We start from the raw sequence: 24829 nt of genomic DNA, 5'->3' as shown, positions 1-24829 counted from the left end.
GAATGGCTTTTAACAGTGCAGAGATCAATGGATTTTCTGATATTTGGGTATTCTGTGAGCAGCGGGACGGCGTGCTTCAGAATACGGATTTTGAGCTTATCAGCGAAGGGCGGAAGCTGGCTGATGAGAGAGGGGCGAAGCTGGTAGGCATCCTGCTCGGAGGAGAAGGAATCAGCCGGGCTGCAGGAGAGCTGGGAGGCTATGGCGCTGACAAGGTGATCGTTTGTGAAGATCCGGCGCTGGATGTGTATACAACGGACAGGTACTGCAATGTAATCTGTGACATCGTAATGGAGAGAAAGCCGGAGGTGCTGCTGATAGGGGCCTCCAACATCGGCAGGGATCTGGGCCCCCGCGTGGCGGCAAGGCTGCACACAGGCCTTACAGCCGACTGCACGCATCTGGATATTGACATGGAACGCTATGTGCAGTTTTTGAGGGAATCCTCCACCATTGACGTAGATTCCGTCAAATTTAAGATGGAGGACACCAACCTGAAGATGACCAGACCTGCCTTTGGAGGACATTTGATGGCAACGATCATCTGTCCCAGATTCCGGCCCTGCATGTCGACCGTCCGGCCCGGCGTGTTTAAGAAGAGTGCCTTCTGCCGGGAAAAGGCAGATGCATGCGAGATCGAGAGAGTGGAGGTAAGGCTGGAGGATGCAGCATTAAAGACAAAGGTCCTTGAGGTAGTAAAGGAGACAAGGAAAATGGTTGACCTCATAGGGGCCGAGGTCGTGGTTTCCGTGGGAGCCGGTATCAGCAGGGATCCGAAGAAGGGGATCGAATTGGCAGAAGAACTGGCAAAGGCCCTGGGAGGGGGAGTGGTCGGCGCGTCACGAGCCGCGATCGACTCTGGCTGGCTGCCCTCCGACCATCAGGTGGGACAGACCGGCAAAACGGTGCGTCCGAAAATATATGTTGCCCTGGGCATCTCCGGTGCGATCCAGCACAAGGCCGGGATGCAGGATTCGGAGCTTATCATTGCGGTAGACGCCAATGAGTCTGCCCCGATCTTTGAGTGCGCGGATTACGGCATCGTAGGAGACCTGTTTAAGGTGGTCCCGCTTATGACCGATGCGGTGAAGGCGGCAAAGGAAGCAAAATAAACAAAATGAGAAAGAAAAATGGCTATCCTTCATGTGCGGGCATAGCCATTTATTCGTGGTCAGGGCGTACAGGGCCTTTGGAGATCAGCGGCAGAGCTCTACGCCAAAGTTCATCCTGTCTCCCCTGTATTTTGATATGGTGTACTCCACAGGAGTCGTACGGTTTGCATAGGCCACCGTTGTCACAATGCAGATAGCCATGCCGGAATTGATCTGAAGCAGCTGGGCCTCCTTTGAAGTGGCATTTGCGGCCTGAATACTCCTGTGAGCATAGTCGATATAGAGCCCGTACTCCTCCTCCAGCACATGATAGAGGGAGGCGGTAGAAAAATCAATCTCCAGCAGCTTGTGGAATTTGTCGTAGGACAGATAGTTCTGCTGTATCATGATGGGCTCATTGTCAACTCCGCGCAGACGTTTTAGAAGGATCAGCCTATCTGTTTTGGCGAGGCCAAGGCTTTCATTGATCATATTCTGCGGATTTACGACCTCGATCTGAAGGAGTTTGCAGGTGGGAACCAGTCCGCGGTCCCTCATTTCCTCGTTAAATGTCTGCAGTTTATTCAGAAAGCGCGCATCAATCCGTTTGGGGGCGACAAAGGTTCCCTTCCCTTTTTGGCGGACAAGATATCCCTCGCTTACCAGCTCGCCGAGGCATTGGCGCACAGTGGGGCGGCTGATTCCCAGGCTATCACATAACTCGTTCTCCGGGGGGAGAAGATCCCCCTCATTAAGAGTGTGATTTTCAATGAGATCCAAAATACAAAGCTTCAGCTGATAGTAAAGAGGGACAGGTATGGCTTTGTTAATGCGGAAAATAGACAGATCAGATTTCATATAGTAACACTCCTATAATGTAATATTATTCTTACATTAGGAATATAGCATATTTTTGCAAATCGCACAATTTCAAAATTATAAAAAAATGGTAAAAAGAGGAGAATTTCAAGTTCTTCTTGACAGTAACCATTTTTTTGCTATAATAAATGTAAAGACATAATGTCATAAATACAATATTGAAAGGGGATAGGGTTACATGGCTAAGAAAGTTGCAATTGTCACCGGCTCCAGAAGGGGCATAGGAAAAGGTATTGCCGAGGAGCTGGGAAGAGAGGGCTACTACGTAGTCGTAAGCGCTGCCAGCGCCGAGGCAGAGGAGACCATGGGGGAGTTCAAAGCCCTGGGCATTGACTGTGAATATATCCAGTGCAATGTGGCTGACACCCAGGCCAGGGAGAATCTGATCAACACAGTATGCGAAAAGTTCGGGCGTCTGGACGTTCTGGTGAACAATGCCGGCGTAGCGCCGAAGGTGAGGCGTGACCTTCTGGAGGTAGAGGAGGAGAGCTACGACCGCGTGATTGGGATCAATGCCCGCTCCATGTTCTTCATGTGCCAGCTGGCGGCGAGAAAGATGATCGAGTTCCAGAAGGAGGGGCTGGAGGACTACTGTCCGCGCATCATCAACATTTCCTCTGTTTCCGCCTATGCATCCTCCACTAACCGCGGAGAATATTGCGTGTCAAAGGCAGCCATTTCCATGACTACCACACTCTATGCCGACAGGCTGGCAGAGTTCGGCATCCCTGTATTTGAAGTGCGTCCGGGCATGATCCTCACCGACATGATGGCCGAGGCTTCCAGAGAAAGGTTTGGAAAGGCGATCGAGGCCGGTACACTTACCCCCATCAAGCGCTTTGGAACTCCGAAGGATGTGGCCGACTGCGTGGCAGTGCTCTGCAGCGGAAGGCTTGACTTTGCTACAGGCCAGATCCTGAATGCAGACGGAGGCTACCATATCCGCCGCCTGTAAAACGCAGCAGACTTTTATATGAAAGGAGAATATAAAATGATACCTGATACACCAATCATCCGCAAGGTAAAGAATGCGTTGATGTCCATCCAGCGCCGCAGCTGGGAGCAGAGCGAGGCAATGCAGGCCATGCTGGAGCTGAGAGACTATGAGACTCTGATCACCTTTGCGAAGGAAGCCTCCTATATCCGCCTGGAGGACGGCCGCACAACCCTCACCACCGAGTGGGAGAAGCGCACTGTCACAGATCCCTGCGCCTGCGGCGAAGCGATGATGGTCGCTGCCCAGCTCACCAATGACCGCCTGATCCGCGAGACCTATGAGGGCCTTTTGGACTACACCCTGCACAAGGCGGCAAGGAATCCTCAGGGAATCCTCTACCACTTAAACGACGCGCCGGAATTTTGGGTTGACTCCATCTATATGATGCCTCCCTTCCTGGCAGCAGCCGGCTATTATGAAGAGGCGGTAAAGCAGATCAACGGATACTGGGACGCCCTCTATGATCCTGAGATCAAGATGCTTTATTGGATCTGGGACGATGAGAAAAAGCACTATGTGAGAACACACCACAGGAGCATCTGCACCGGCTACGCAGCAGTAGGCCTTGTGAAGGTGGCAGCCCGTCTCCCAATGTCAATGAAGGAGGAGAAGGACAAGATGATGGAGAAGGGGAAGATCGTGATCGATTCGATCCTTAAGTACATCGACGACGACGGCGTCTGCCATGATACCCTGGATAATCCCGAGAGCATTATCGGCATTAATGCAGTTAGTATGGTCACAGGTGCGATATACCGCGCTCTGGCAGCAGGCTATCTGGATAAGACATATGAGGAGAAGGCCAACCATCTGCGCCAGACTCTTCATGACAAGGTGGATCCTTACGGCTTTGTGTACGGCGTGTGCGGCGTGCCGGACAACAATAAGACGGGCATTTCTGCAAACGGGCAGTCATTTTTCCTGATGATGGAGGCTGCATATTACGACTATGCAGAAAATCCTGTCAATCAGCCTGACGCATGGTATAACCAGATGTTCAAGGGAGAGAACGGAAAAACAAGCGATTATATGGGCGTCATAGCAGAATAAAAGAACAAAATACGAGGTGGAATAATATGCCAATTAACGGAAAAGATTTAGCGAGAATGATCGACAGCACGGATATTGGAACGCTTGCCACAAAGCAGGAGATAGACGAGATGATCGCCCAGGCAAAGGAGTATCATTTCTTTGCCATCAACGGACCGGCCTGCTATTTCCCCTATTTGGTGGAGCAGCTTAAGGGAACGGATACGAATCCCGGATTCGGCTGCACCCGCTGGTCGGGAGCAGATCCCTCCCACTGCAAGGCCTATGCGGCAAAGTGGGCAGTGAGCCTGGGAGCTCAGGAGATCGATATGGTCATGAACCAGAGCTATCTTGTCTCCGGCATGTACAAGGAAGCGGAGGAGGATATCCGCATTGTGAAGGATGCCATCGGGGACAAGGCGCTGAAGGTCATTATTGAATGCCCGCTTCACGATGAGAAGCTGATCGTGAGAGCAGCGGAGATCATCGTAGCCTCCGGCGCCGACTGCATCAAGACCTGCTCCGGTACGGAAGGCCCCTGCACCCTGCGCCATGTGGAACTGATCTCAAAGACAGTAAAAGACAAGGTGTGGATCAAGGCGGCAGGAGGGATCAGAGATATCCAGACAGTAGACAGGATGCTGGATATGGGGGTGGCCCGGTTCGGAATCGGTTACCGGCATGCAAAAGAGATCTGCGATGCGGCCAACAACCGTTAACTATCAAATACTAAAGGCGGGGATTTTTTGAGAAATTATCTGATAGCCCATGATCTGGGAACCTCCTGCGACAAGGCGGCGCTGATATCCGCAAGCGGGGAAGTGCTGCGGGTCTGCACGGAGAATTACCCTGTACATACGCCGTCAAATGGCCTGGCGGAGCAGAATCCAGAGGACTGGTGGAACGCGTTCTGCGCGTGCAACCATACATTGTTAGAGGGCCTGGACGCCGGGGAGGTGGCGGCAGTTTCCATGTGCAGCCAGCTGATGTGTGCTTTGGCTGTGGACGTGCAGGGAAAGCCGCTCTATCCGGCCATAATATGGGCAGATACCAGGGCGGCAGAGGAAGCCAAGCAGCTGGAAGCCAGGGTAGGAGAGAAGGAGTATTACAACATTACCGGTATGAGGTCAGCGGCAGGGTACAGCCTGCCAAAGCTGATGTGGCTTAAGAAGCACCGGTCTGAGATTTATGAGCATACCCATTGCTTTTTAAATGTCAAGGATTTTATCAATTTCCGTCTGACAGGGCGGATGGCCACAGATCCGGAATGCGCAGCCTACATGCACTGCGCAGACTGGAGGGTCAGGGACTGGTCCCAGACATTGCTGGATGCAGCGGGCATTGCACGGGAGAAACTGCCGGATATCCTTCCCATAGGGAGTATATTGGGGGAGGTGACCGGGGCAGCATCCCTGGAATCCGGGCTCAAGGCTGGAATACCAGTGGTAATGGGAACAGGCGATGGAGGAGCTGCCACGCTGGGAGCAGGGATCGTGGAGGAAGGGGAGGCGTATACCAGCCTCGGAACCTCCAGCTGGGTCTCTGTTGTGACGGGCAGCGAGCGGCTGGACCCTGAGAGAGGTATTTCAAAGATCAACTACTTTGATACTCTCCGCGATTCCGGGACAATGCAGGCCGGCGGCTATTCCTACAGCTGGCTTAAAAATACTCTCTGCGGTGAGGAGCGCATAAGAGCGAAGGAGACGGGACAGAAGGATTATATCCTCATTGACCGTCTGGCGGCGGAATCTTCCCCCGGAGCAGGGGGTGTCATGTATCTGCCCTATCTGTTAGGAGAACGCTCTCCCTACTGGGATACAGAACTTAGAGGAGCGTTCCTGGGACTTTCCGGTAGGACGAAGAAAGGCGATATTTGCCGGAGTGTGCTGGAGGGGGTAGCCATGCATCTGAGGATGATCCTGATGAGGATCATGGATATCAACCAGATAGAAGCCCTGAGCAGTATGAAGCTTGTGGGGGGAGGTGCATCCAGCCCTCTGTGGCGCCAGATTTTTGCGGACGTCTACGGGGTGCCCATCCTGTCGAACCATCTTTCCGATGTGGCAGGCGCGCTGGGAATCGCGGTGATCGCAGGCACAGCCCAGGGTATCTTCCCGGACATAAAGGTCATACGGGAATTGCAGGGAACGTCCAGCGTGACTGAGCCGGACATGAAGCGGCACCAGATATACAAGGAATTGTATGAGATCTTTCGGGATGCAGGCCAGGCATCCATGGAGATCAGCCACCGGCTGGCAAAACTGGATAATAAATAAAGAGGAGGTATGGTGTTGAAACAGTTGTTCCATTATCATTCATTGGATGATGTGAGAAATGAGCTGAAGGAGCTTGGCAAATCCCTTCCGCTCAGCGAGGATGTAGAGATACTGAAGGAGCCATGTGAGTTCGGCGCTGTGAAGCTGGAGAACAGGCTGTGCATCGCTTCCATGGAGGGTGTTGACTCCCTTCCGAACGGTGCTCCGTCTGAGCTTACAATCAGGCGCTATCACAAGCTGGCTGAAGGGGGAGCTGCCTTAATATGGTTTGAGGCGGTATCCGTTGTGCAGGAGGGACGTTCCAGCCTCAAGCAGCTGTATCTCAACCGCGAGACGCTGCCGGCATTTAAAAAGCTGGTGGCAGAGGTTAAAGAAATAGGGCTTAAGAAAAATGGGTTTGCCCCTTACGTTGTCATGCAGGCGAACCACAGCGGCCGTTACTCACGGCCGAACCCGGAGGCGTCACCGGAGCCGATCATTGCGTACCACCGCCCGGAGCACGAGGCTTTGGGCCGGTTGGATGACAGCTGCATTGCCACGGACGACTACTTAAAGCAGATGGAGGAAACCTTTGGGGAGGCGGCCTTCCTCTGCAAGGAGGCCGGGTTTGACGCAATGGATGTGAAGAGCTGTCACGGATATCTTTTTGATGAATTTGCATCGGCCTTCACCAGAGAGGGGCCTTACGGGGGAAGCTTTGAGAACAGGTTCCGCCTGCTGATCAATTCCGTAAAGAATGCGAAACAGGCAGAAGACGATTCCTTTACGATCATCTGCCGTCTGGGTATCCACGACAGGTTCCCCTATCCCCATGGGTTCGGCATGGCAAAGGATGGAAGCCTGGAGCCGGATTATACGGAGCCCATTGAGATCGTAAGGATCCTCCACAAGGAGCTGGGAATGCCCTTTATCAACCTGACCATGGGAGATCCCCACAAGAATTTCCATGTGACCAGGCCTTACGACCATGATAAGCTGACAGAGGTGCCGGAGCATCAGCTGGTGAGCATTGCCAGGCTGTACGAGGGCTTTGGCGTGATCAAAAAGGCGTTCCCCAGCCTGGGCGTAGCGGCATCGGCGCCGACTTATCTCAGACAGTTCTCGCCTAATCTGGTGGCGGGAGCGATCCACGAGGGAATATGCGATGCGGCGTGCTTTGGAAGGCTTTCTTTCGCTAATCCGAATTTCCCCAATGAGATCATGACCACGGGAAAGCTGGATAAGCTCCACACCTGTGTCACCTGCGGAAAATGCAGCGAGCTGATCCGCGCAGGCGTTCCCACGGGATGCGTCATACGAAATACGCAGATCTATCTGCCTTACTATCAATCAATCCAGTCTCGCGCATAGAGAGACAAATTTTGGGAGGTGTTATTCCATGTCGGAAGCAACAAACTTTTTGATCTGGCAAATTATAATATGGGGTATTCCGTTCGTAAGCGCCCTGCTGTACATTCATTTTTGTAAAATCGGTTATTTTGAGGACGAGGAGCAGGAAGAGAAAACGGAGAAAGGCGGTGGCAAAGCGTGAATACATCTTTAATTGCAAAAATTATGATCGTAGTATCATTCTTTCTGTTTATGGGAGTCGGCGTATGGGTATCTAAGAGAGTGAAGAACGCCGAGGACTATTATGTAATGGGGCGTCAGGCTCCGACCTTCCTGGTTACAGGAACAATCGTTGCATCTTATTTAAGCACCACGGCATTTACAGGTATCTTTGCTTCTGCCTATAATCTGGGCATGGGCCCCGGCATCTTAAACTATGGCTGCCTGCTTACCTGGACGCTTCTGATCTTTGTATTGGGCCCCCGCGTTTACCGTTTGAAGGCCCTGTCCATCCCGGAGATCCTTTCCATCCGCTACGGCACACACCGCATCCGTACTGCAGCATCCATCCTGATGATCTTAGCCTGCTCTACCTATCTGGTAAGTATTTTCGCAGGCGCAGGCATCGCGCTTGCCGGACCTCTGGGCGTATCCAAGCATTTCGCTATCGCTATCAGCGGTATCGTAGTATTGTTCTTCTCCGTAACCGGCGGTATGTGGGGCGTTGTTGTCACTGATACCATGATGATGGTTCTCTTTGTGGGCGCCGCCATCCTGGGCTTCCCCATCGCCCTGACACATGCAGGCACAGCCTCCCCGGCAGAGCTGGTACAGGCCATCAATGCAAGCCTTCCCGGCGCATTTAAGGCAGGCGGCTACATGCCGATGTTTGGCAAGCCATTCTGGTCCGCTTCCGGATTTGTAGGCTTCATGGGCTTCATGGTTCTGGTTTCCATGAGCGTAGGCCTTACAGGAGCCCACTGCCTCAGCCGTACCATGATCTGTAAGAATGAGAAGGTTGTGGCCCGCAGCTTCATTTTTGCGCAGCTTTTAGTAGTTCTGTTCCTGGTGCTTGTCTATGCGACTGCTCCCTTTATCAAGATCGCAGCTCCCGCGGATATGCAGGGCTCCCAGGCATACGTGTGGATGGTTATGGAGTGGTTTAATCCTTATCTGGCCGGTATTATATTGGCTGGTATTTCAGCGGCAGGTCTGTCCACAGCATCCACGCTGCTGCAGCAGGCAGGCTCCGCACTGGGAAATGATATCTACGGACAGTTCTTCTTATCACACCTGCCTGCAGAGGAGAGGGAGAAGAAGGTTCTCTCCGTATCCCGCGGGTGTATGTTAGTGATCGGTGTCCTGATGCTGCTCATCTCCATGGTTGATATGGCAAGTGATTTCTTCACCCTGTACTCCTGGGCATTTGCATCCGGTATCTTCGTATGCTGGCTGCCGGCAATCTTTATCGGCTCCATCTCCAAGAAGGTATCCGAACCGGCTGCTTATTGGTCGATCATCATTTCTCTGGTACTTAATATCGGCTACTGGCTGCTGACTCTGACAAATCCGATCCTGCCTCACCAGATCTACGTTGCACTGCCTGCTTCCTTCATCGTTCTGTTTGTAGGAATGAGCCGCGCAGCGCCCACCAAGGCAGCAGAGGAAGGTTTCTGGCGCATGCAGAGCCGTCAGTATAAAAAGGTTCATGGTTATGTTGAGAGCAAATAGGAGGTATTGTAATGAAGGATAATGATACATTGTTCGGAATTCTGATCGCTGTTGGATCCATAGCCGGTTTTTTGATGTGCTGGCTGGTAATGGGGATCCATATCGGAATTTAAAGATAAGAGTCTGAGGAACGAACGGTTCAGTTCTATAAAAAGTGCCGGGGTGCTCTGCAGTTATGTTGAGCGCTCCGGTGTTTTTTTTGCTCTGCTTTTGTACTTGTCCGGCCATAGCTGTTGTTGACATTTTTTATCAATAAGCATACAATAAATGTGATCTACAGGACATACAGGAGGATAAGCCAGAAATGGAAAAACAACTGAATGAATGCGAGGTCGGAAAACGGTACGTGGTGACAGGCGTACAGGTGGACGAGAGCATTACAAGAAGGCTGGAGGCTCTGGGGGTAAACGAGGGCACGCCGGTAAATATATTGAATAAAAAAGGCAGCGGCAGCGTAATCATCAAAATAAGAGGAACCAGGCTTGCCCTGGGAAGGAGGCTGTCAGAGGGGATCACGGTGAAGGAGGAGGCGGCGTCATGAACGGAGACTTAAGAGCAGAGAATGACCTTACTCTGGGAGGCGCTGCCTCAAGCCGGATAAGCGAGGGGAAAGACCTGATGCAGCCTGAGGCTGCAGGCGGACAGAAGGAGGCCCCAGGTATCCGTCCCCGCGCAGAGGGAAGCCGGATATACGGCAGCATCACGCTGAACAGTACTGATAAAGATGGAAATGTATCCGGCAGGATATCTGCACCGCTGAGGCCAAACAGGCAGGGGCACAGGACAGAAGACCGCCCCATTACCGTAGGCTTTGTGGGCAATCCCAACTGCGGCAAGACCACATTGTTTAATGCGTTCACAGGAGCAAAGCTGAAGGTCGCCAACTGGCCCGGAGTGACAGTAGAACGGGTGGAAGGAGAGACCAGCTATAAGGGAAGGCCCATTAAGGTCATTGACCTTCCGGGTATCTACAGCCTTACCTCCTACACCATAGAGGAAAAGGTCACAAGAAAATGCATTGAGGACGGTGAGGTCGATGTCATCATAAATGTAGTAGATGCCTCCTCCCTGGAGCGCAATCTTTACCTTACCACCCAGCTGATCGAGCTGAAAAAACCGGTTATCCTCGCTCTCAACATGATGGATATCGTGGAAGAGAGAGGCATGGAGATCGATATGCACCGCCTTCCGGAAATGCTGGGCCATATTCCCGTCGTTCCTGTGTCAGCCAGGAAGCGCACAGGGCTTGATGTCCTGATGCATGCAGTGGTCCACCACTATGAGGAGGGCCCTCAGGGCGTGGTGATCCATTACAGCGAGGAGATCGAGGAGAAGATCAGCCAGATCGAGGATGCCCTCCGCGAACGGTATGGGGAGATGGATAACATGCGCTGGCATGCCATCAAGTTCCTTGAATTTGACCAGGTGGTGGTAAGCGACCATCCGCTGGAGAATGCCGGGGAGATCCTTCCGCGAAACTACGAGAAGCAGATCATCAATGAAAAATATGATTATATCGAGGAAGTGATCGAGGAATGCCTTGTTAATAAAGAGGAAAAAGCCGCTTTCACTGACAAGGTAGACAGGCTCCTCACCCATCCCGTGTGGGGGATTCCTGTATTTCTGGGGATCATGGCCCTTGTGTTCTTTCTGACCTTTACCGTGGGTGATTTCCTGAAGGAATATTTCCAGATAGCTCTTGATATGCTGTCAGAGGGCGTTCTGGTCTTCCTGACAAATATCCATGCAGCCCAGTGGATGATCTCACTGATCGTGGACGGCATTATCGCGGGAGTGGGAGGCATCCTTACCTTCCTGCCCAACATTTTCATCCTCTTTTTGGCCCTGGCCTTCCTGGAGGACAGCGGCTACATGGCGAGAGTGGCCTATGTTATGAATGAGACCATGGGCATGGTGGGGCTCTCCGGCAAGGCCTTTCTGCCGATGCTGCTGGGCTTTGGCTGCACCGTGCCCGCAGTGATGGCGACCAGGGCATTGGAAAGCGTAAAGGACAGGCGCAGGACGATCCTCATCACGCCCTTTATGTCATGCTCGGCCAGGCTGCCCATCTATGTGCTGTTTGCAGAGATGTTCTTCCCGGACAAGGCGCTTTTTGTAGCCTACTCTCTGTACCTGATCGGGCTTTGCATGGCGATCCTGGTGGCATTTATCATACATATCCACGCCAGGAATGACAGTGCAAAGAATGCGCTCCTGATCGAGCTTCCCGAATATAAGACGCCGAACAAGCGGACAGTGGCGATCTATGTATGGGATAAGGTCAAGGACTATCTGAGCAAGGCGGGAACCACGATCTTCATTGCCTCCATTGTGCTCTGGTTTGTCATGAATCTGGGGCCATCAGGCTTTGTGGATGAGGTATCTGACAGCTTTGCATCCATGATCGGCCATATGCTGGTGCCGGTACTTGCGCCTGCAGGACTGGGCCTGTGGCAGGTTGCAGTGGCGCTGATCTCCGGACTTTCTGCAAAAGAAGTGGTGGTATCCAGCTTCAGCGTTCTGTTTGGCATTAACAACATCAACTCCCCCTCAGGGATGGCACAGCTGTCAGATGTGCTGGCAGCAGCAGGCTTTGGAGGCGTCAATGCCTATGCGCTGATGATCTTCTGCCTCCTGTACTCACCCTGTATTGCAGCAGTGGCAACCATCAAAAGGGAGACCGGGTCCTGGAAATGGACGGCGGGAATGGTGTTCTTCCAGCTGGCTGTGGCATGGCTGGGGGCTGTGGCCGTATTCCAGATCGGAAGCCTGATCCTGGGATAACCGGTCAGCACACAAGGGCATTGTTCTGGGGAGCAATGGTCACAGAATCCGTGCTTCTGGTATAGAGATAGACCTGATCAGAGAGACGGTCCTGCTCCGGAACCTCGGAGCGGTTGATAAAGGATACAAGACGTGAGAGCTCTTTGAAAGAGATGGGAGTTTCATAGGGAAGAAGCAGTACTTCGTGGATGCTGGACGGAAGGATGATCAGATCTGTTTCCGTCCCTTCCGCGAAGTTTTTTAATACATTGGGGTAGAGAAGGCAGGAGGCACCGCCTACACCGCCTGTATTTGTAAGAACGTAGAGGGGAAGCGCGGCGCTTATGACCGGACTGCCGGCAAGCTCCTCCAAAAGATGGTCCATGCTGGTGATAATGGGAGGAAAGCTCCGGGGGCCGTTTTCCATGGCAGCCTGATAAAGCTCTTTCTGGGTAATGCCCCAGATGTCCAGATGTTCCTTCTGTATAAGGGCAGTCATAAGGCCTTCCTCATCCTCCTTCAGGGCCAGATGGAACACCAGGGCCAGATCCAGCCATGGAATGTGGGGGATATCCCTTAAGAGCAGTTCATTCCACTGGCTGTTGATCAGACGGCAGATGATCCTGGGCTTCATGGACTCAAAATCCGTGAGGGAGGAACAGTCAAATACGGGAAGATCCTCATTGGCGCGGTAAAGGGCCTCTATTTCCGCCACAATATCCGTTACCGGCCGCCCGGAAAGATACTGGCTGTAGCAGGAGTTCAGGTAAATGGCAGGCGCTACGCTGGAGCCTTTTTTTGAAATGCAGAGCCCGTCCAGAACGATTCCGTTGTTCTTCGGCACCTTCCGCAAAAAGAGCTCATACCCTTCGCCCAGAGCCTGTTCAAGCTGCTCCTTTACCGTGTTGAGAAATAATTCGTATACCAAAAGATATACCTCCTTTATAAATATTTATGCGATCTGCCAAAAGCAGCACATATCATCCTGGATCTGCATGCAAAAAGGGAAGTCTTGAGAAGAATTCCGCAGAAGGAAACAAGATGGAATATAGAGAAAAGAATGTTATGATTGAATCTTATTAAGATGAGATAAGCTTAATTCACCGCAGGGATTTTGTCAAGAAAAATCGTAACAGTTCAGTCGGCTGCCGGGAGGGCGGCTGGCGCTCCGGTTTCGGACATAAGAAGCACTAAGCCACCTGATTTTTCCTAAAAGCCAGAGCAGCGTGGGCGTAACTCGCTGCGCTCAAACAATCATTGATGCTGCTCTGAACGGAAAAACCAGCTGCCTAAGTGCTTCTAATGTCCTGCAAAGTCGCTCCAGCCGCCCTCCCGGCAGCCGACTGAACTGTTACGAAAAATCCTCACAAGGGCCAGATTAAAAAAATTAGGTATTGAAGTTTTTGGGAAAATATAGTATTATACTAGAGATGCGTCTGTAGCTCAGTGGATAGAGCAGTGGCCTCCGGAGCCGCGTGCGTAGGTTCGATTCCTATCAGACGCATTTTTTGATACCTATATTTGCATTACACTGCGGAACCAGGGGAAACCCTGGTTTTGCGCTTTTTATATCATAGGAAACTCCTCTGGAGCCTCCTATGATACAAAAAGCCCGACCGGCAGGATTCTTTTTTATTACAGGCGCAGCATTGCAATTTCAACTGCTTTTTGTTAGAATAGAGCGGAGATAAAGAAGTGAAACCGTAACATGGTACAGGAAGGTCAGGAGGACAGATATGGCACAGAACAGGCGGAGAAGCAGAAAGAACAGCCTGTCAGTGGATGACAGGATCAGATATATCAGATTAGCGGCAATCCCTCTTATCATTGTGGCAGTACTGGTAGCAGTATTTGTGCTGATGCATAAGAAGCCGGGGACAGAGGAGACGTTTGGTACTCCGGCAGGCTACTCTTCGGCAGAAGGGGAGATCGAGATCCACGGAGACCAGAAGCCGGATGGAGGGAGCCGGGCAGAGGATCAGGCCCAGAGCGGGGAGGATCCGTCCGGGGATGAGAGCGTGGAGCCGGACAACAGCGAGTATAAGACAGACTTTTCCAAGTATGAGCTGAAAAAAGATGAGATTCCCCAGGTAAACCAGCTGATCAGCGAGTATTTCCAGGCAAAGGTGGACCAGGATGCAGAGACGCTCTACCGCCTGTTTGGCAAGGCGGACGACGGCTCCCTGGCAGCCCGCAAAAAGGAGCTGGAAAATGAGGGTGTGTTTATCGAGGACTACCAGGCCATTACCTGCTATACAAAGCCTGGTCTTACAGCGGATTCCTATGTGGCCTATGTGACATACGAGGTGAAATTCCGCCGCGTGGACACACTGGCTCCGGGGCTTATGTGGTGCTATATTGTAAAAAATGAGGACGGGAATTACATTATCCGTGAAAATGTGATCGGCGATGAGGCTGATTATGTGGCATCCCAGAACCAGACAGAGGACGTGCGCCTGCTGTCAACACAGGTCAATGAGCGCTTAAGACAGGCGATCGAGTCTGACAGCCTGCTGGCAGGCAGATACAAGGAGCTCTTAAACGGGGCCGTTGTCTCGGATTCTGAGGAGACAGAAAGCGGCCAGGACAGTCAGATTGAGCTGATCGATGACGGTGCGGGGACAGGACAGGCCCCGGCCGGAGAGGTGGGCCCGGGAGTCAGCGGACCGGGAGGAGCTTCAGAGGCAGGAAGCAGTGAGAGCACAGAAGGATCAGGCGGAACGCAGGAAGCAGGGCCGGGAGTATCTCAGGATGGCAGTGAGGAAGAGCCGTCGGCAGCTCCCTCCCAGGAGGCGGCAGCTGATCCCCAGGTGACGATTGAATAGGATTTGAAGCGGAGGAATAGCTAGTAAATGGATGTAAAGGATTTTTATTTTGACCTGCCCCAGGAGCTGATCGCCCAGGATCCGCTGGAAGACCGCTCCTCCTCCAGGCTTTTGGTGCTGGATAAGGATACAGGGGCAGTGGAGCACAGAATATTCAAGGATATTACCAGATATCTAAGGCCGGGAGACTGCCTTGTCATCAATGACACAAAGGTGATCCCAGCCAGATTGTTCGGAGTAAAGAAGGATACAGGGGCAAAGATCGAGATCCTGCTCTTAAAGCGCAGGGAAAATGACATCTGGGAGACCCTTGTAAAGCCTGGCAAGAAGGCAAAGCCGGGAACTGTCATCGAGTTTGGCGAAGGGCTTCTCACCGGAACAGTGGTGGAAACTGTGGATGACGGAAACCGTTTGATACAGTTTCATTATACGGGGATTTTTGAGGAGATCTTAGACCAGCTGGGCCAGATGCCCCTTCCGCCCTATATCACCCATCAGTTAAAGGACAAGAACCGCTATCAGACAGTATATGCAAAGCATGACGGCTCTGCGGCGGCTCCCACAGCAGGCCTTCATTTTACAAAGGAGCTGCTGAAGGAGATCGAGGACATGGGCGTAAAGATCGCCCATGTGACTCTTCATGTGGGCCTTGGCACCTTCCGCCCCGTCAAGGTGGAAAATGTGCTGGACCATCACATGCATTCGGAATTTTATATGGTGGAGGAGTCAGAGGCAAAAAAGGTCAACGACACAAAGGCTGCCGGAGGCCGTGTGATCTGCGTGGGGACCACCAGCTGCCGCACCGTGGAATCCGCTTCCACGGAGGACGGCATCTTGCATGCAGGCACGGGATGGACAGAGATCTTCATCTATCCGGGCTACCGCTTCAAGGTCCTGGATGCCCTGATCACCAACTTCCATCTGCCGGAGTCTACCCTGGTAATGCTGGTGAGCGCCCTGGCAGGCAGGGAGCATATACTGGCCGCCTATGAGGAGGCCATCAGGGAAAGATACCGCTTCTTTTCCTTTGGGGATGCCATGTTCATTGCATCACATCCAAAGGCGCGGGAAGCATAAGAGGCTGGAGGAATGGCGATGGAAGAACGGCTGAATAAATATCTGAGCCGTATGGGCATCTGTTCCCGGCGGGAGGCAGACCGCATGATAGAGGAGGGCCGTGTCCTGGTAGACGGAAGGAGAGCTTCCATGGGCGAGAAGGTCACGGAGGGCCAGTCTGTTCTTTTTGACGGACGCCCCGTACTATCTGGGAAGGAGAAGGAACCCCGCCCCATCCTCTTGGCGGTGAATAAGCCCAGGGGCATTGTCTGTACCACATCGGATAAGGACAGAGCGGAAAACATCGTAGAATTTCTCCATTATCCGGAACGCATTTACCCTGTGGGAAGGCTGGACAAGGACTCTGAGGGCCTTCTGCTCATGACAAACCAGGGGGATCTGGTGAATAAGATCATGCGCAGCGGCAATGCTCATGAAAAGGAGTATATTGTCACCATTGACAGAGATGTCACAGACGGATTTCTGAGGAGGATGTCTGCCGGCATTTATTTAGAGGAGCTTAAGGTACGCACCAGACCCTGTAAGGTAAAGTGGCTGGATGACCGCCGCTTTTCCATCATTCTGACCCAGGGACTGAACCGCCAGATACGCAGGATGTGCCAGGCCTGCGGCTGCCGTGTGGAGCGGCTTGTCAGGGTGCGGATCATGAATATCGGGCTGGGAAGCCTGAAGGAAGGGCAGAGCCGGGAGATATCAGGGAAAGAGTATGAGGAGCTTTTAAGGCTTCTTTCCGGCTCCTCCAGCCTGCCGGTGAAGCAGCAATTATAAATGGTAACGATTCAGGAGTGTAGAATGGAAAATAAGATCCTGAGAATGAAAGAACTTGTTCCCCTTCTCCGGGAGGCCGCAAAGGCCTACTATCAGGAGAGCCGGGAGATCATGAGCAATTTTGAATACGATAAGCTGTACGATGAACTCCTCTCTCTGGAGGAGGAGACAGGCATTGTCATGTCCGGTAGTCCTACCAGACAGGTAGGATATGAGGTCTTAAGCGAGCTGCCAAAGGAGACCCACGAGTCTCCCATGCTTTCCCTGGACAAGACAAAGAGCGTGGAGGACTTACAGGAGTGGCTGGGAGGACAGAAGGGCCTTCTGTCCTGGAAAATGGACGGCCTTACCATTGTGCTGACCTATGAAAATGGAGGCCTCATAAAGGCTGTCACCAGGGGAAACGGAGAGATCGGAGAGGTCATCACCAGCAATGCAAGAGCATTTTCCAATATCCCCTTAAATATCGCGTATAAGGGCCAGCTTATCCTCCGCGGGGAGGCAGTTATCACCTACTCTGATTTCAACCGCATCAATGAGGAGATCAAGGAGCTGGATGCCAAATATAAGAACCCGCGCAACCTTTGCAGCGGCTCTGTGCGTCAGCTGAACAGCCAGATCACTGCAGAGAGGAACGTCCATTTTGAGGCCTTTGCTCTGGTGAAGGCAGAGGGGGTGGATTTCGGCAACTCCAGGAAAAACCAGTTTGAGTGGCTGAAAAGCCAGGGCTTTGAGGTGGTCCGCTACGAGGAAGTGACAAGGGACAGTCTCCCGGCTGCAGTGGAAGGCTTTGCAAAGGCCGTGGAGACGAATGATATTCCCTCTGACGGCTTAGTGCTCATTTTTGATGATATCGCGTACGGGGAATCCCTGGGACGCACGGCGAAGTTTCCCCGCAACTCCATTGCCTTTAAGTGGCAGGATGAGATCAGGGAGACCACCCTTTCTTATATTGAGTGGAGTCCCTCCAGGACGGGGCTGATCAATCCGGTGGCGGTATTTGAGCCGGTGGAGCTGGAGGGCACTACGGTCAGCAGGGCCAGCGTTCACAACATCAGCATCATGGAAGCCCTGGAGCTGGGAACAGGAGATACGGTCACAGTGTACAAGGCCAATATGATCATCCCGCAGATTGCGGATAACCTGACCCGCAGCGGCGTAAGGGATATCCCGGAGAAATGTCCCGTATGCGGCGGAGCCACGGAGATCCGCCAGTTGGGAGACGTAAAGAGCCTTTACTGCACCAATCCCGGCTGCCAGGCAAAGAAGATCAAAAGCTTTACCCTGTTTGTGAGCAGGGATGCCTTAAATATAGACGGCCTTTCCGAGGCAACTCTGGAAAAATTCATCGGCGCAGGCTTTATCCACAGCTATGCAGATATCTTCCATCTGGAGGATCACAGGGAGTCCATTGTGGAGATGGAGGGCTTTGGACAGAAGTCCTACGACAACCTGATAGCCTCCATAAAGACAGCCTCCCATACCACGCTGCCGCGTCTGGTATACGGCTTGGGGATCCCCGGAATCGGTCTTGCCAATGCAAAAATGCTGTGCAGGGAATTCTCCTATGACTTTGATGCCATGAGGAGGGCGGATATGGACGAACTTACCGCAGTGGACGGCATCGGAGGCGTACTGGCCCAGGCCTGGATGGATTACTTTGCATCGGAGGCCAGCAACCGGGAGGTAGACGGCCTCTTAAAGGAGCTTGATATTGAAAAGGAGCAGGTGGAGGAGACGGAGGCAATATTTGCAGGCATGACCTTTGTGATCACCGGGTCTGTGGAGCATTTTGCAAACAGAAAGGAACTTACGGCCCTGATCGAGAGCAAGGGAGGTAAGGCCACGGGATCTGTAACGGCTAAGACCACCTATTTGATCAACAACGATGTGACATCCAATTCCTCAAAGAATAAAAAGGCAAAGGAATTAGGCGTACCGATCATTTCGGAAGAGGAGTTCCTGCGAATGCTGTAGCACAGCCGCCTGCAGCTTAGAGCCTGACGGAAAGCAATTTTCAGACACGCTCTGGGCTGTGGGACGCTGTGCGGACCTGTGACACGGAGCCGTTCCAAATAGCAGGAAGGCTCTGAGAATTGTATGGTAAAAAATAGCTGTTCGGTAGGTCTGCGCATTTGCTGCGCTGACCGTAAAATAACCTGGGCTAGAAAGCAAAAATCCCATCGGGGGAGCCGATTTTAAATGGATTTTTGCCCGTAATTGTGAGGGTACTGAACAGTTATGATAAAAGCAGCATTTGAAGGGAGATACGGTTATGCCGATAAAAGTACAAAAGGAACTGCCTGCAAGGGCAATATTAGAATCTGAGAACATTTTTATTATGGATGAGGACAGGGCCATGAGCCAGGATATCCGTCCGCTGGAGATCCTGATCCTGAATCTGATGCCCATTAAGGAGGATACGGAGACACAGCTTTTGAGGGCGCTCTCCAACACCCCTCTTCAGGTGGACTGCACCTTTCTCATGCTTTCCACCCATGTGTCAAAGAATACCTCGTCCAGCCATCTGAACAAATTTTATGTGACCTTTGATGAGATAAAAAAGAAGAAATTCGATGGTATGATCATCACCGGCGCTCCGGTGGAGAACCTGGAGTTTGAGGAGGTAAATTACTGGAAAGAGCTTTCCATGATGATGGAGTGGAGCAAGACCCATGTGACCTCCACCCTCCACATCTGCTGGGGAGCCCAGGCAGGCCTTTACTACCATTATGGGATACCCAAATATCCCAGGAAAACAAAGCTTTCCGGCATTTACAACCACAAGGTATTAGAACGGAAGGTGCCCCTTGTGCGGAGCTTAAACGACTTTTTCCTGGCCCCCCATTCCCGGTACACAGAGGTGAGGAAGGCGGACATCTTAAAGCATCCTGAGCTGGCTATCCTGGCAGAGTCCGAGGAGGCTGGCGTATTTCTGGTAATGAGCCGTGACGGCCGCCAGATCTTCGTCCAGGGCCACCCGGAATATGACAGGATGACGCTGAACAATGAGTACCACAGGGATTTAAAGAAGGGCTTAAACCCCGAAGTGCCCTACAATTACTATGAGCACAACGACCCCTTCTCCGTTCCGGCCCTGACCTGGAGAAATACATCCAATACATTGTATACAAACTGGCTGAACTATTACGTTTATCAGGTAACTCCTTATCTGCTGGATGCGGAGGAGTGACGTTACTTTTCCCCGATCACACGCACGATCATCCGGTTGGGCAGGCAGACGATCGTACCGCCATCCATGGACTGTTTTCCCTGGTGGATGCACACTTTATCAGGGCAGGAGGCATCGGAGCACCAGATCTCCCCATCCTGTACGATCAGGGTGTTTGTGCCGTTCTGTACACCGTGGATGATGATCTCCTGGTTTTTGGACAGATCCAGCATTTCTACCACCTTGCCGTCAACAGTGATCTCCGCCTGGAGGGCAGGGGCACGGTGGGAGAAATGGTAGCCTGCCCCGGCCAGGGCAGCAGCCATGAGCAATACGGCCAATAAAATCATATCGTTTTTTTTCATGATTGTTCTATCGTTTTTCATATATATCTCCTCAAGCATTGCTTGTGCTATCATAACATATTTTTCCATAAAAGCAAAGGCAGGCTTTCCGCTTCCGCATGGGACTGTACTTTTTTAGTTTAATGTGCTATAATCGTAAAAAGTACTGCAGCTTGTATACAAGCACGAAGGAGGGATAACACATTGGAACATGTTACAAGGGAAGCGCGGAAGCTGTTTGAAGTTCTGCCAAGAGAACAGCTGGGATTCTTTCCGACACCATTTTACCGTCTGGACAATTTGTCCGCTGAGCTGGGAGTGAATCTCTATATCAAGAGGGATGACTTTACGGGGATGAACCTCTTTGGCGGCAATAAGATCCGAAAGCTGGAATTTCTCTTAGGAGACGCCAGAGCAAAGGGCTGTGACCATGCGGTCACCTATGGAGCCACCCAGTCAAACCATGCCATGGAGACAGTGGCCTCCTGCCGGAAATGCGGGATCAAGCCGATCCTGTACCTGACAGCTGTTGTTCCGCCGGATGATAAAGATGTGCGGGCGAACCTGCTCCTTGATAAGATCATGGATGCAGAGCTCCATATTGTGGATATCAGGCCGGGGGAGACAGAGGAGGAGGCAGAGGCACGCTCCTTTGAGATGGGCGCAGCCAGGGCGGCAGAGCTCACTGCTGCAGGCCATCCCTGCTACGATATCCCCATGGGCGGAGCCAGCGTTATGGGCTCTGTGGGCTTTGCCAGAGGCTATCTGGAATTTGAAGATCAGCTGGATGCGGCAGGGCTCCATGCAGATTATATTTTTCATGCCACAGGGACAGGAGGCACCATGGCAGGCCTTGCTGCAGGGCGGAAGCTCTGCGGCAGCGATACAAAGATCATCTCTGTTACTGTCAGCCGTAAGGACGAGTCTTATCTGCACAAGGTGGAGGACCTGGCAAACAATGTGCTGAAGCTTCTGAACAGTCCCCTTAAGGTAGACTGGCAGAAGGATCTCTGTATGGACACCGGATATTATGCTCCAGGCTACGAGCAGCCCAATGAGGCGGCCAGCGAGGCCATCCGCCTTCTTGCAAGAACAGAAGGGCTGTTTATTGATCCGGTGTACACCGGGAAGGCTTTTGCAGGCCTTCTGGACTATGTGCGCAGCGGAAAGATCCCGGCGGGAAGCAATGTGGTGTTCTGGCACACAGGCGGAGCAACGGCCCTGTTTGCAGAGCAGTCCATTTTAGGAGAACTGTATTGATATCCCGCGAAGGAAATGCGCTCTAAAAAACAGAGCACGCGCGGCGGCGCGCAAAACGTGCAAGCCCCGTAGCGTACGAGGTTGGGGGGCTGAGGCGGGCTTGCCCGCTTTGTTCACAGAATGGCTGCTTTCAGCCTGCTTGTGAACAGTAGACCATCAGACTATGGAGCATCCGGCAGAAAACGCCGCCTGGCGTGATGTTCGGAGCTTCTGTAAGGAGAAATGACAGAGTATGAAGACATTGATTAAAAACGGCCTGCTGATCGATCCGGCAAACCAGATCCAGGCGTATCTGAACCTGGTGCTGGAGGATGGCCGGGTGGCAGCCGTTACAGAGGAGTGCCCGGAGGCTGACAGCGTCATTGACGCTGCCGGAAGGGTGGTTGCTCCTGGATTCATCGATATTCACATGCACGAGGATCCGGTGAAGGATGGGCATATTGAATATTGTATTTTTAACGCAATGCTGCGCATGGGCGTTACCACTGCGGTTGGCGGAAACTGCGGCATCAATGTATATGATCCCTGTAAATATCTGGAGCTGGTTGACCGTGAGGGGGCTCCGGTCAATGTGATGATGTTTGCAGGCCATGAATATTACAGGGAGGCTGCAGGAGCTTCTGACAAATACGGACCTGTGACAGATGAGCAGCTGGAGAACATGAAGAGAGGGCTTAGGGAGGCCCTGGAGGCCGGATGCATCGGCATTTCCTATGGCCTTCGCTATGTGCCGGGGACAGACAGGAAGGAATTTCTGGAGACTGCCTCCTGCTGCGAGGCGGAGGGCTGTATGATATCCGCCCATGTGCGGGATGATGAGGACAGGGTATTTTCTGCAATTGCAGAGGTGGCGGAGGCTGGAAAGCTTTTTAGCATTCCCGTCCAGGTATCCCATATTGGGAGCATGGGAGGCTTTGGGCAGATGGAAGAACTGCTCAGGCAGGTGGCAGGCTACCGGGCGAATGGTCTTAACATTGCCTGCGACTGCTATCCCTATTTTGCATTTTCCACCCGTATCGGCGCTACCACCTATGATGACGGCTGGCTGGAGAGGTATCACTGTGACTACAGTGCCTGCCAGCTGATGGAAGGGAAATATAAGGGGCAGCGCTGTACTCCTGAGACCTTTGCGGAGATGAGAAGGGATTTCCCGGAATGCCTGACGGTCTGTTATGTTATGATGGAGAGCGATATCCGCAAGGCATTTTCAGATCCCGGCGTGATGGTGGGGAGCGACGGCCTCATCGATAACGGACAGGGACATCCAAGGGCTGCGGGAACCTTCCCCAGGTTTTTGGCCCAGTTTGTGAGAGAAGGGGATGTTTCCCTCTATGACGGCATCGCAAAGATGACATCCATTCCTGCAAAGCGCCTGGGGCTTGCCAATAAGGGGCGGCTGAATGTGGGCGCAGATGCGGATGTGGTTATCTTTGACCCGGAGAAGGTACAGGATGGAGCAACCTTTGATGAGCCAATGCTTGCGCCAAAGGGGATCGACTATGTGTTTGTGGGCGGTGAGCTGGCTGCCAGGGACTGCCGGATCGTGAAGGCGGACTGTGGACGGGCTTTGCGCAGAAATAAGAAATAGGTAATTGGCAACAAATACGAAAAAGGAGAAAAAGTGTTATGGAATTTGGATTTTGGTCGCTTGTTCCGCCGGTGCTTACCATTGCGCTGGCACTTATCACAAAAAATGTTTTTATCGCTTTACTGATCGGTATTCTCACCGGAAACCTGGTGCTGAACCATTTTTCCGTATTTACCGGCATCAATGCAGGTATCTACAGCATTTTGGACACTATGACAGAGAGCAACACACTGATCATCGGCTCCGTGCTGATCACTGCAGCCATCATCCATTTGGCAGAAAAGTCCGGCGGTATCGAGGGCTTTGTCAATGTAGTGGTAAAGCGTAAGGGGATCATCAAGTCAAAGAGGGGAGCGAACCTGTTCAGCTGGGTCCTTGGACTGGCAGTATTTACCTCCGGCACCTTAAGCTGCATGGTGACAGGCTCTGTGTCACGTCCTGTAAATGATGCCTTGAAGGTTCCTCATGAGAAGGCAGCCTACATCGTACATACCACCTCCACGCCGTGGTGCGTGCTGTTCCCCTTCAGCGGCTGGCTGGCAGCGATGGCAGGCTACCTGGTAACCGGCGGTGTCCCGGAGGAGCAGTCTGTCTCTGTGCTGTTCCAGTCTATTGCCCTGAATTTTTACTGCATCCTGTCTATCCTGATGGTATTTGTGCTGGCAGTGACACAGAAGGATTTTGGACCTATGGCAAAGGCGGAGGAGCGCGCAGCGAAGACGGGCGCCCTGGATGATCCTGCACATGCAAAGAAAAATTCAGACACCTCCACTTCCGTGTCCGGTGCAACTCCCAGGGCAATGAATCTTTTGATCCCTGTGGGCGTGCTGATCGGCGTTATGTTTATTGCGCTGTTCGTAACAGGCGGAGGAAACCTGATGAACGGCTCCGGCATGAAGGCCCTGATCTGGGCAGTCGTTTCCAGCCTGTTCGTTGCCTCTGTTATGTGTGTGGCCCAGAGAGTGTTTACTCCGGCTGAGGTGATCGATGAGATCTTTGCCGGCATGAGCTCCATGCTTCCCATCACATTTGTGCTGCTTTTCGGCTTTACCATGGGAAATGTGGTAAAGGCCCTGGATACCGGAAACTACTTATCCAGTATTTTCCAGCAGTTCTTAAGCCCGGCCCTGCTGCCTGCCCTGACGTTTCTGATGGCCCTGATGATCTCCTTTGCGACAGGTACCTCTATGGGAACCATGGCGATCATGGCAGTGATCGCCCTTCCAATGGGATACTCCATGGGTATCAATATCCCTCTTGTAGCAGGCGCAATGTTCGGAGGCAGCATTTTCGGCGATCACGCATCACCGATCTCTGACACTACGATCATGACCTGCTCCACCACAGGCTGTGATATCATCGACCACATCAAGACCCAGCTGCCCTATGTGAGCGGCGTTGCAGTGGTAAGCTTTGTGCTGTATATTGTGTGCGGGTTTGTGATGTAAAGATTGCGGGGCCGATTCCTGTTTTTCCAGTAACCGGCTCCTTTGCTGTATAATGCCGGAGAGAAAAGCTTTTGTGGATTGTGTCCTGATAGCCAGACACAGGATACTGGGGGATGAAGTGGTGAGTTTTAACAAAAAGTTCACTAAGATACGGTAGAAACATAAGCCAAGCACTTTATATGGAAACATATAAGGTGCTCAGAGTGTCGACAAAGTCGCCACTCTGTTGGAATTCATGGCTGCGCCATAAAT

General features: G+C 52.3%; 21 protein-coding genes and 1 tRNA gene. 19 read left to right on the top strand and 3 right to left on the bottom strand.

Translation table 11 applies throughout. From position 1 onward, the window contains the following. Nucleotides 1-2 precede the first annotated feature (2 nt). Nucleotides 3-1112, top strand: coding sequence for an acryloyl-CoA reductase electron transfer subunit beta (gene acrA, locus LIZ87_RS05680; RefSeq protein ID WP_178316352.1), 1110 nt, complete (start codon nt 3-5; stop codon nt 1110-1112). Between the two features lie 84 nt (nt 1113-1196). Here the strand turns inward: acrA and LIZ87_RS05675 are convergent, their stop codons facing one another. Next, on the bottom strand, nt 1197-1949 hold the full coding sequence (locus LIZ87_RS05675) for a GntR family transcriptional regulator (protein WP_178316353.1): 753 nt from the start codon (nt 1947-1949) through the stop codon (nt 1197-1199). A 199-nt stretch (nt 1950-2148) separates the two neighbouring features. Between LIZ87_RS05675 and LIZ87_RS05670 the strand changes: the two genes are divergently transcribed. From LIZ87_RS05670 to feoB, 9 genes are all read left to right on the top strand, one after another. Continuing rightward, complete coding sequence (locus LIZ87_RS05670; protein ID WP_178316354.1) at nt 2149-2925, top strand: 3-ketoacyl-ACP reductase; 777 nt, start codon at nt 2149-2151, stop codon at nt 2923-2925. Between the two features lie 36 nt (nt 2926-2961). Next, nucleotides 2962-4017, top strand: a complete 1056-nt coding sequence (locus LIZ87_RS05665) for a glycoside hydrolase family 88 protein (RefSeq protein WP_178316355.1) — start codon at nt 2962-2964, stop codon at nt 4015-4017. Between the two features lie 26 nt (nt 4018-4043). Beyond that, on the top strand, nt 4044-4715 hold the full coding sequence (deoC, locus tag LIZ87_RS05660; protein ID WP_227145757.1) for a deoxyribose-phosphate aldolase: 672 nt from the start codon (nt 4044-4046) through the stop codon (nt 4713-4715). A 27-nt stretch (nt 4716-4742) separates the two neighbouring features. Beyond that, nucleotides 4743-6272 carry a xylulokinase gene (locus LIZ87_RS05655; RefSeq protein ID WP_178317061.1) on the top strand — a complete coding sequence of 510 codons (1530 nt, stop codon included), beginning with the start codon at nt 4743-4745 and terminating at the stop codon, nt 6270-6272. A gap of 15 nt (nt 6273-6287) precedes the next feature. After that, on the top strand, nt 6288-7622 hold the full coding sequence (locus tag LIZ87_RS05650) for an oxidoreductase (protein ID WP_227145755.1): 1335 nt from the start codon (nt 6288-6290) through the stop codon (nt 7620-7622). A gap of 28 nt (nt 7623-7650) precedes the next feature. After that, nucleotides 7651-7803: a hypothetical protein gene (locus tag LIZ87_RS05645; RefSeq protein ID WP_178317059.1), complete on the top strand. Its 153-nt coding sequence runs from the start codon at nt 7651-7653 to the stop codon at nt 7801-7803. Beyond that, a complete protein-coding gene (locus LIZ87_RS05640) occupies nt 7800-9332 on the top strand; it encodes a sodium:solute symporter family protein (protein ID WP_227145753.1) in 1533 nt (510 codons plus the stop codon). The genes LIZ87_RS05645 and LIZ87_RS05640 overlap by 4 nt, the downstream gene beginning before the upstream one ends. 304 nt (nt 9333-9636) lie before the next feature. Then, on the top strand, nt 9637-9873 hold the full coding sequence (locus LIZ87_RS05635) for a FeoA family protein (protein ID WP_227145750.1): 237 nt from the start codon (nt 9637-9639) through the stop codon (nt 9871-9873). Continuing rightward, on the top strand, nt 9870-12116 hold the full coding sequence (gene feoB, locus LIZ87_RS05630; protein ID WP_330664548.1) for a ferrous iron transport protein B: 2247 nt from the start codon (nt 9870-9872) through the stop codon (nt 12114-12116). The genes LIZ87_RS05635 and feoB overlap by 4 nt, the downstream gene beginning before the upstream one ends. Nucleotides 12117-12120: 4 nt before the next feature. On the opposite strand, the gene LIZ87_RS05625 is transcribed toward feoB, so the two are convergent. Continuing rightward, the gene (locus LIZ87_RS05625) at nt 12121-13023 is read right to left on the bottom strand and encodes a DUF5688 family protein (RefSeq protein WP_227145749.1); all 903 of its coding nucleotides are present in this window, start codon (nt 13021-13023) and stop codon (nt 12121-12123) included. A 504-nt stretch (nt 13024-13527) separates the two neighbouring features. Here LIZ87_RS05625 and LIZ87_RS05620 point away from each other — a divergent pair. The 6 genes from LIZ87_RS05620 (at nt 13528) to metA (ending at nt 19958) form a co-directional block, all read left to right on the top strand. Further along, a tRNA-Arg gene (locus LIZ87_RS05620) sits at nt 13528-13599 on the top strand. 232 nt (nt 13600-13831) lie between these two features. Continuing rightward, nucleotides 13832-14920: a hypothetical protein gene (locus tag LIZ87_RS05615; RefSeq protein WP_227145747.1), complete on the top strand. Its 1089-nt coding sequence runs from the start codon at nt 13832-13834 to the stop codon at nt 14918-14920. 27 nt (nt 14921-14947) lie between these two features. Then, the gene (gene queA, locus LIZ87_RS05610) at nt 14948-15997 is read left to right on the top strand and encodes a tRNA preQ1(34) S-adenosylmethionine ribosyltransferase-isomerase QueA (protein WP_178315770.1); all 1050 of its coding nucleotides are present in this window, start codon (nt 14948-14950) and stop codon (nt 15995-15997) included. An 18-nt stretch (nt 15998-16015) separates the two neighbouring features. Further along, complete coding sequence (locus tag LIZ87_RS05605) at nt 16016-16765, top strand: pseudouridine synthase (RefSeq protein WP_227145837.1); 750 nt, start codon at nt 16016-16018, stop codon at nt 16763-16765. Between the two features lie 24 nt (nt 16766-16789). Then, the gene (gene ligA, locus LIZ87_RS05600; protein ID WP_178315687.1) at nt 16790-18742 is read left to right on the top strand and encodes an NAD-dependent DNA ligase LigA; all 1953 of its coding nucleotides are present in this window, start codon (nt 16790-16792) and stop codon (nt 18740-18742) included. 298 nt (nt 18743-19040) lie between these two features. Beyond that, nucleotides 19041-19958, top strand: coding sequence for a homoserine O-acetyltransferase MetA (gene metA / locus LIZ87_RS05595; protein WP_227145745.1), 918 nt, complete (start codon nt 19041-19043; stop codon nt 19956-19958). A 2-nt stretch (nt 19959-19960) separates the two neighbouring features. Here the strand turns inward: metA and LIZ87_RS05590 are convergent, their stop codons facing one another. Then, nucleotides 19961-20323, bottom strand: a complete 363-nt coding sequence (locus LIZ87_RS05590) for a NusG domain II-containing protein (protein ID WP_227145743.1) — start codon at nt 20321-20323, stop codon at nt 19961-19963. Nucleotides 20324-20485: 162 nt separating this feature from the next. On the opposite strand from LIZ87_RS05590, the gene LIZ87_RS05585 reads away from it, so the two are divergent. The 3 genes from LIZ87_RS05585 to LIZ87_RS05575 all read left to right on the top strand — a co-directional run bounded on the left by LIZ87_RS05585 (nt 20486) and on the right by LIZ87_RS05575 (nt 24577). Beyond that, entirely contained in the window at nt 20486-21541 is a 1056-nt protein-coding gene (locus LIZ87_RS05585; RefSeq protein ID WP_178317235.1) for a 1-aminocyclopropane-1-carboxylate deaminase/D-cysteine desulfhydrase, read from the top strand. A gap of 232 nt (nt 21542-21773) precedes the next feature. Further along, complete coding sequence (locus LIZ87_RS05580) at nt 21774-23129, top strand: N-acyl-D-amino-acid deacylase family protein (protein WP_178316785.1); 1356 nt, start codon at nt 21774-21776, stop codon at nt 23127-23129. 38 nt (nt 23130-23167) lie between these two features. Next, the gene (locus LIZ87_RS05575; protein ID WP_178316784.1) at nt 23168-24577 is read left to right on the top strand and encodes a Na+/H+ antiporter NhaC family protein; all 1410 of its coding nucleotides are present in this window, start codon (nt 23168-23170) and stop codon (nt 24575-24577) included. The last annotated feature ends 252 nt before the right edge of the window (nt 24578-24829 follow it).

It is taken from the genome of Lacrimispora sp. 210928-DFI.3.58 (genome assembly GCF_020554865.1).
Classification (GTDB): Bacteria; Bacillota; Clostridia; order Lachnospirales; family Lachnospiraceae; genus Enterocloster.
The sequence above is the reverse complement of the archived record's forward strand: the minus strand, read 5'-3'. Positions and strand labels throughout refer to the sequence as shown.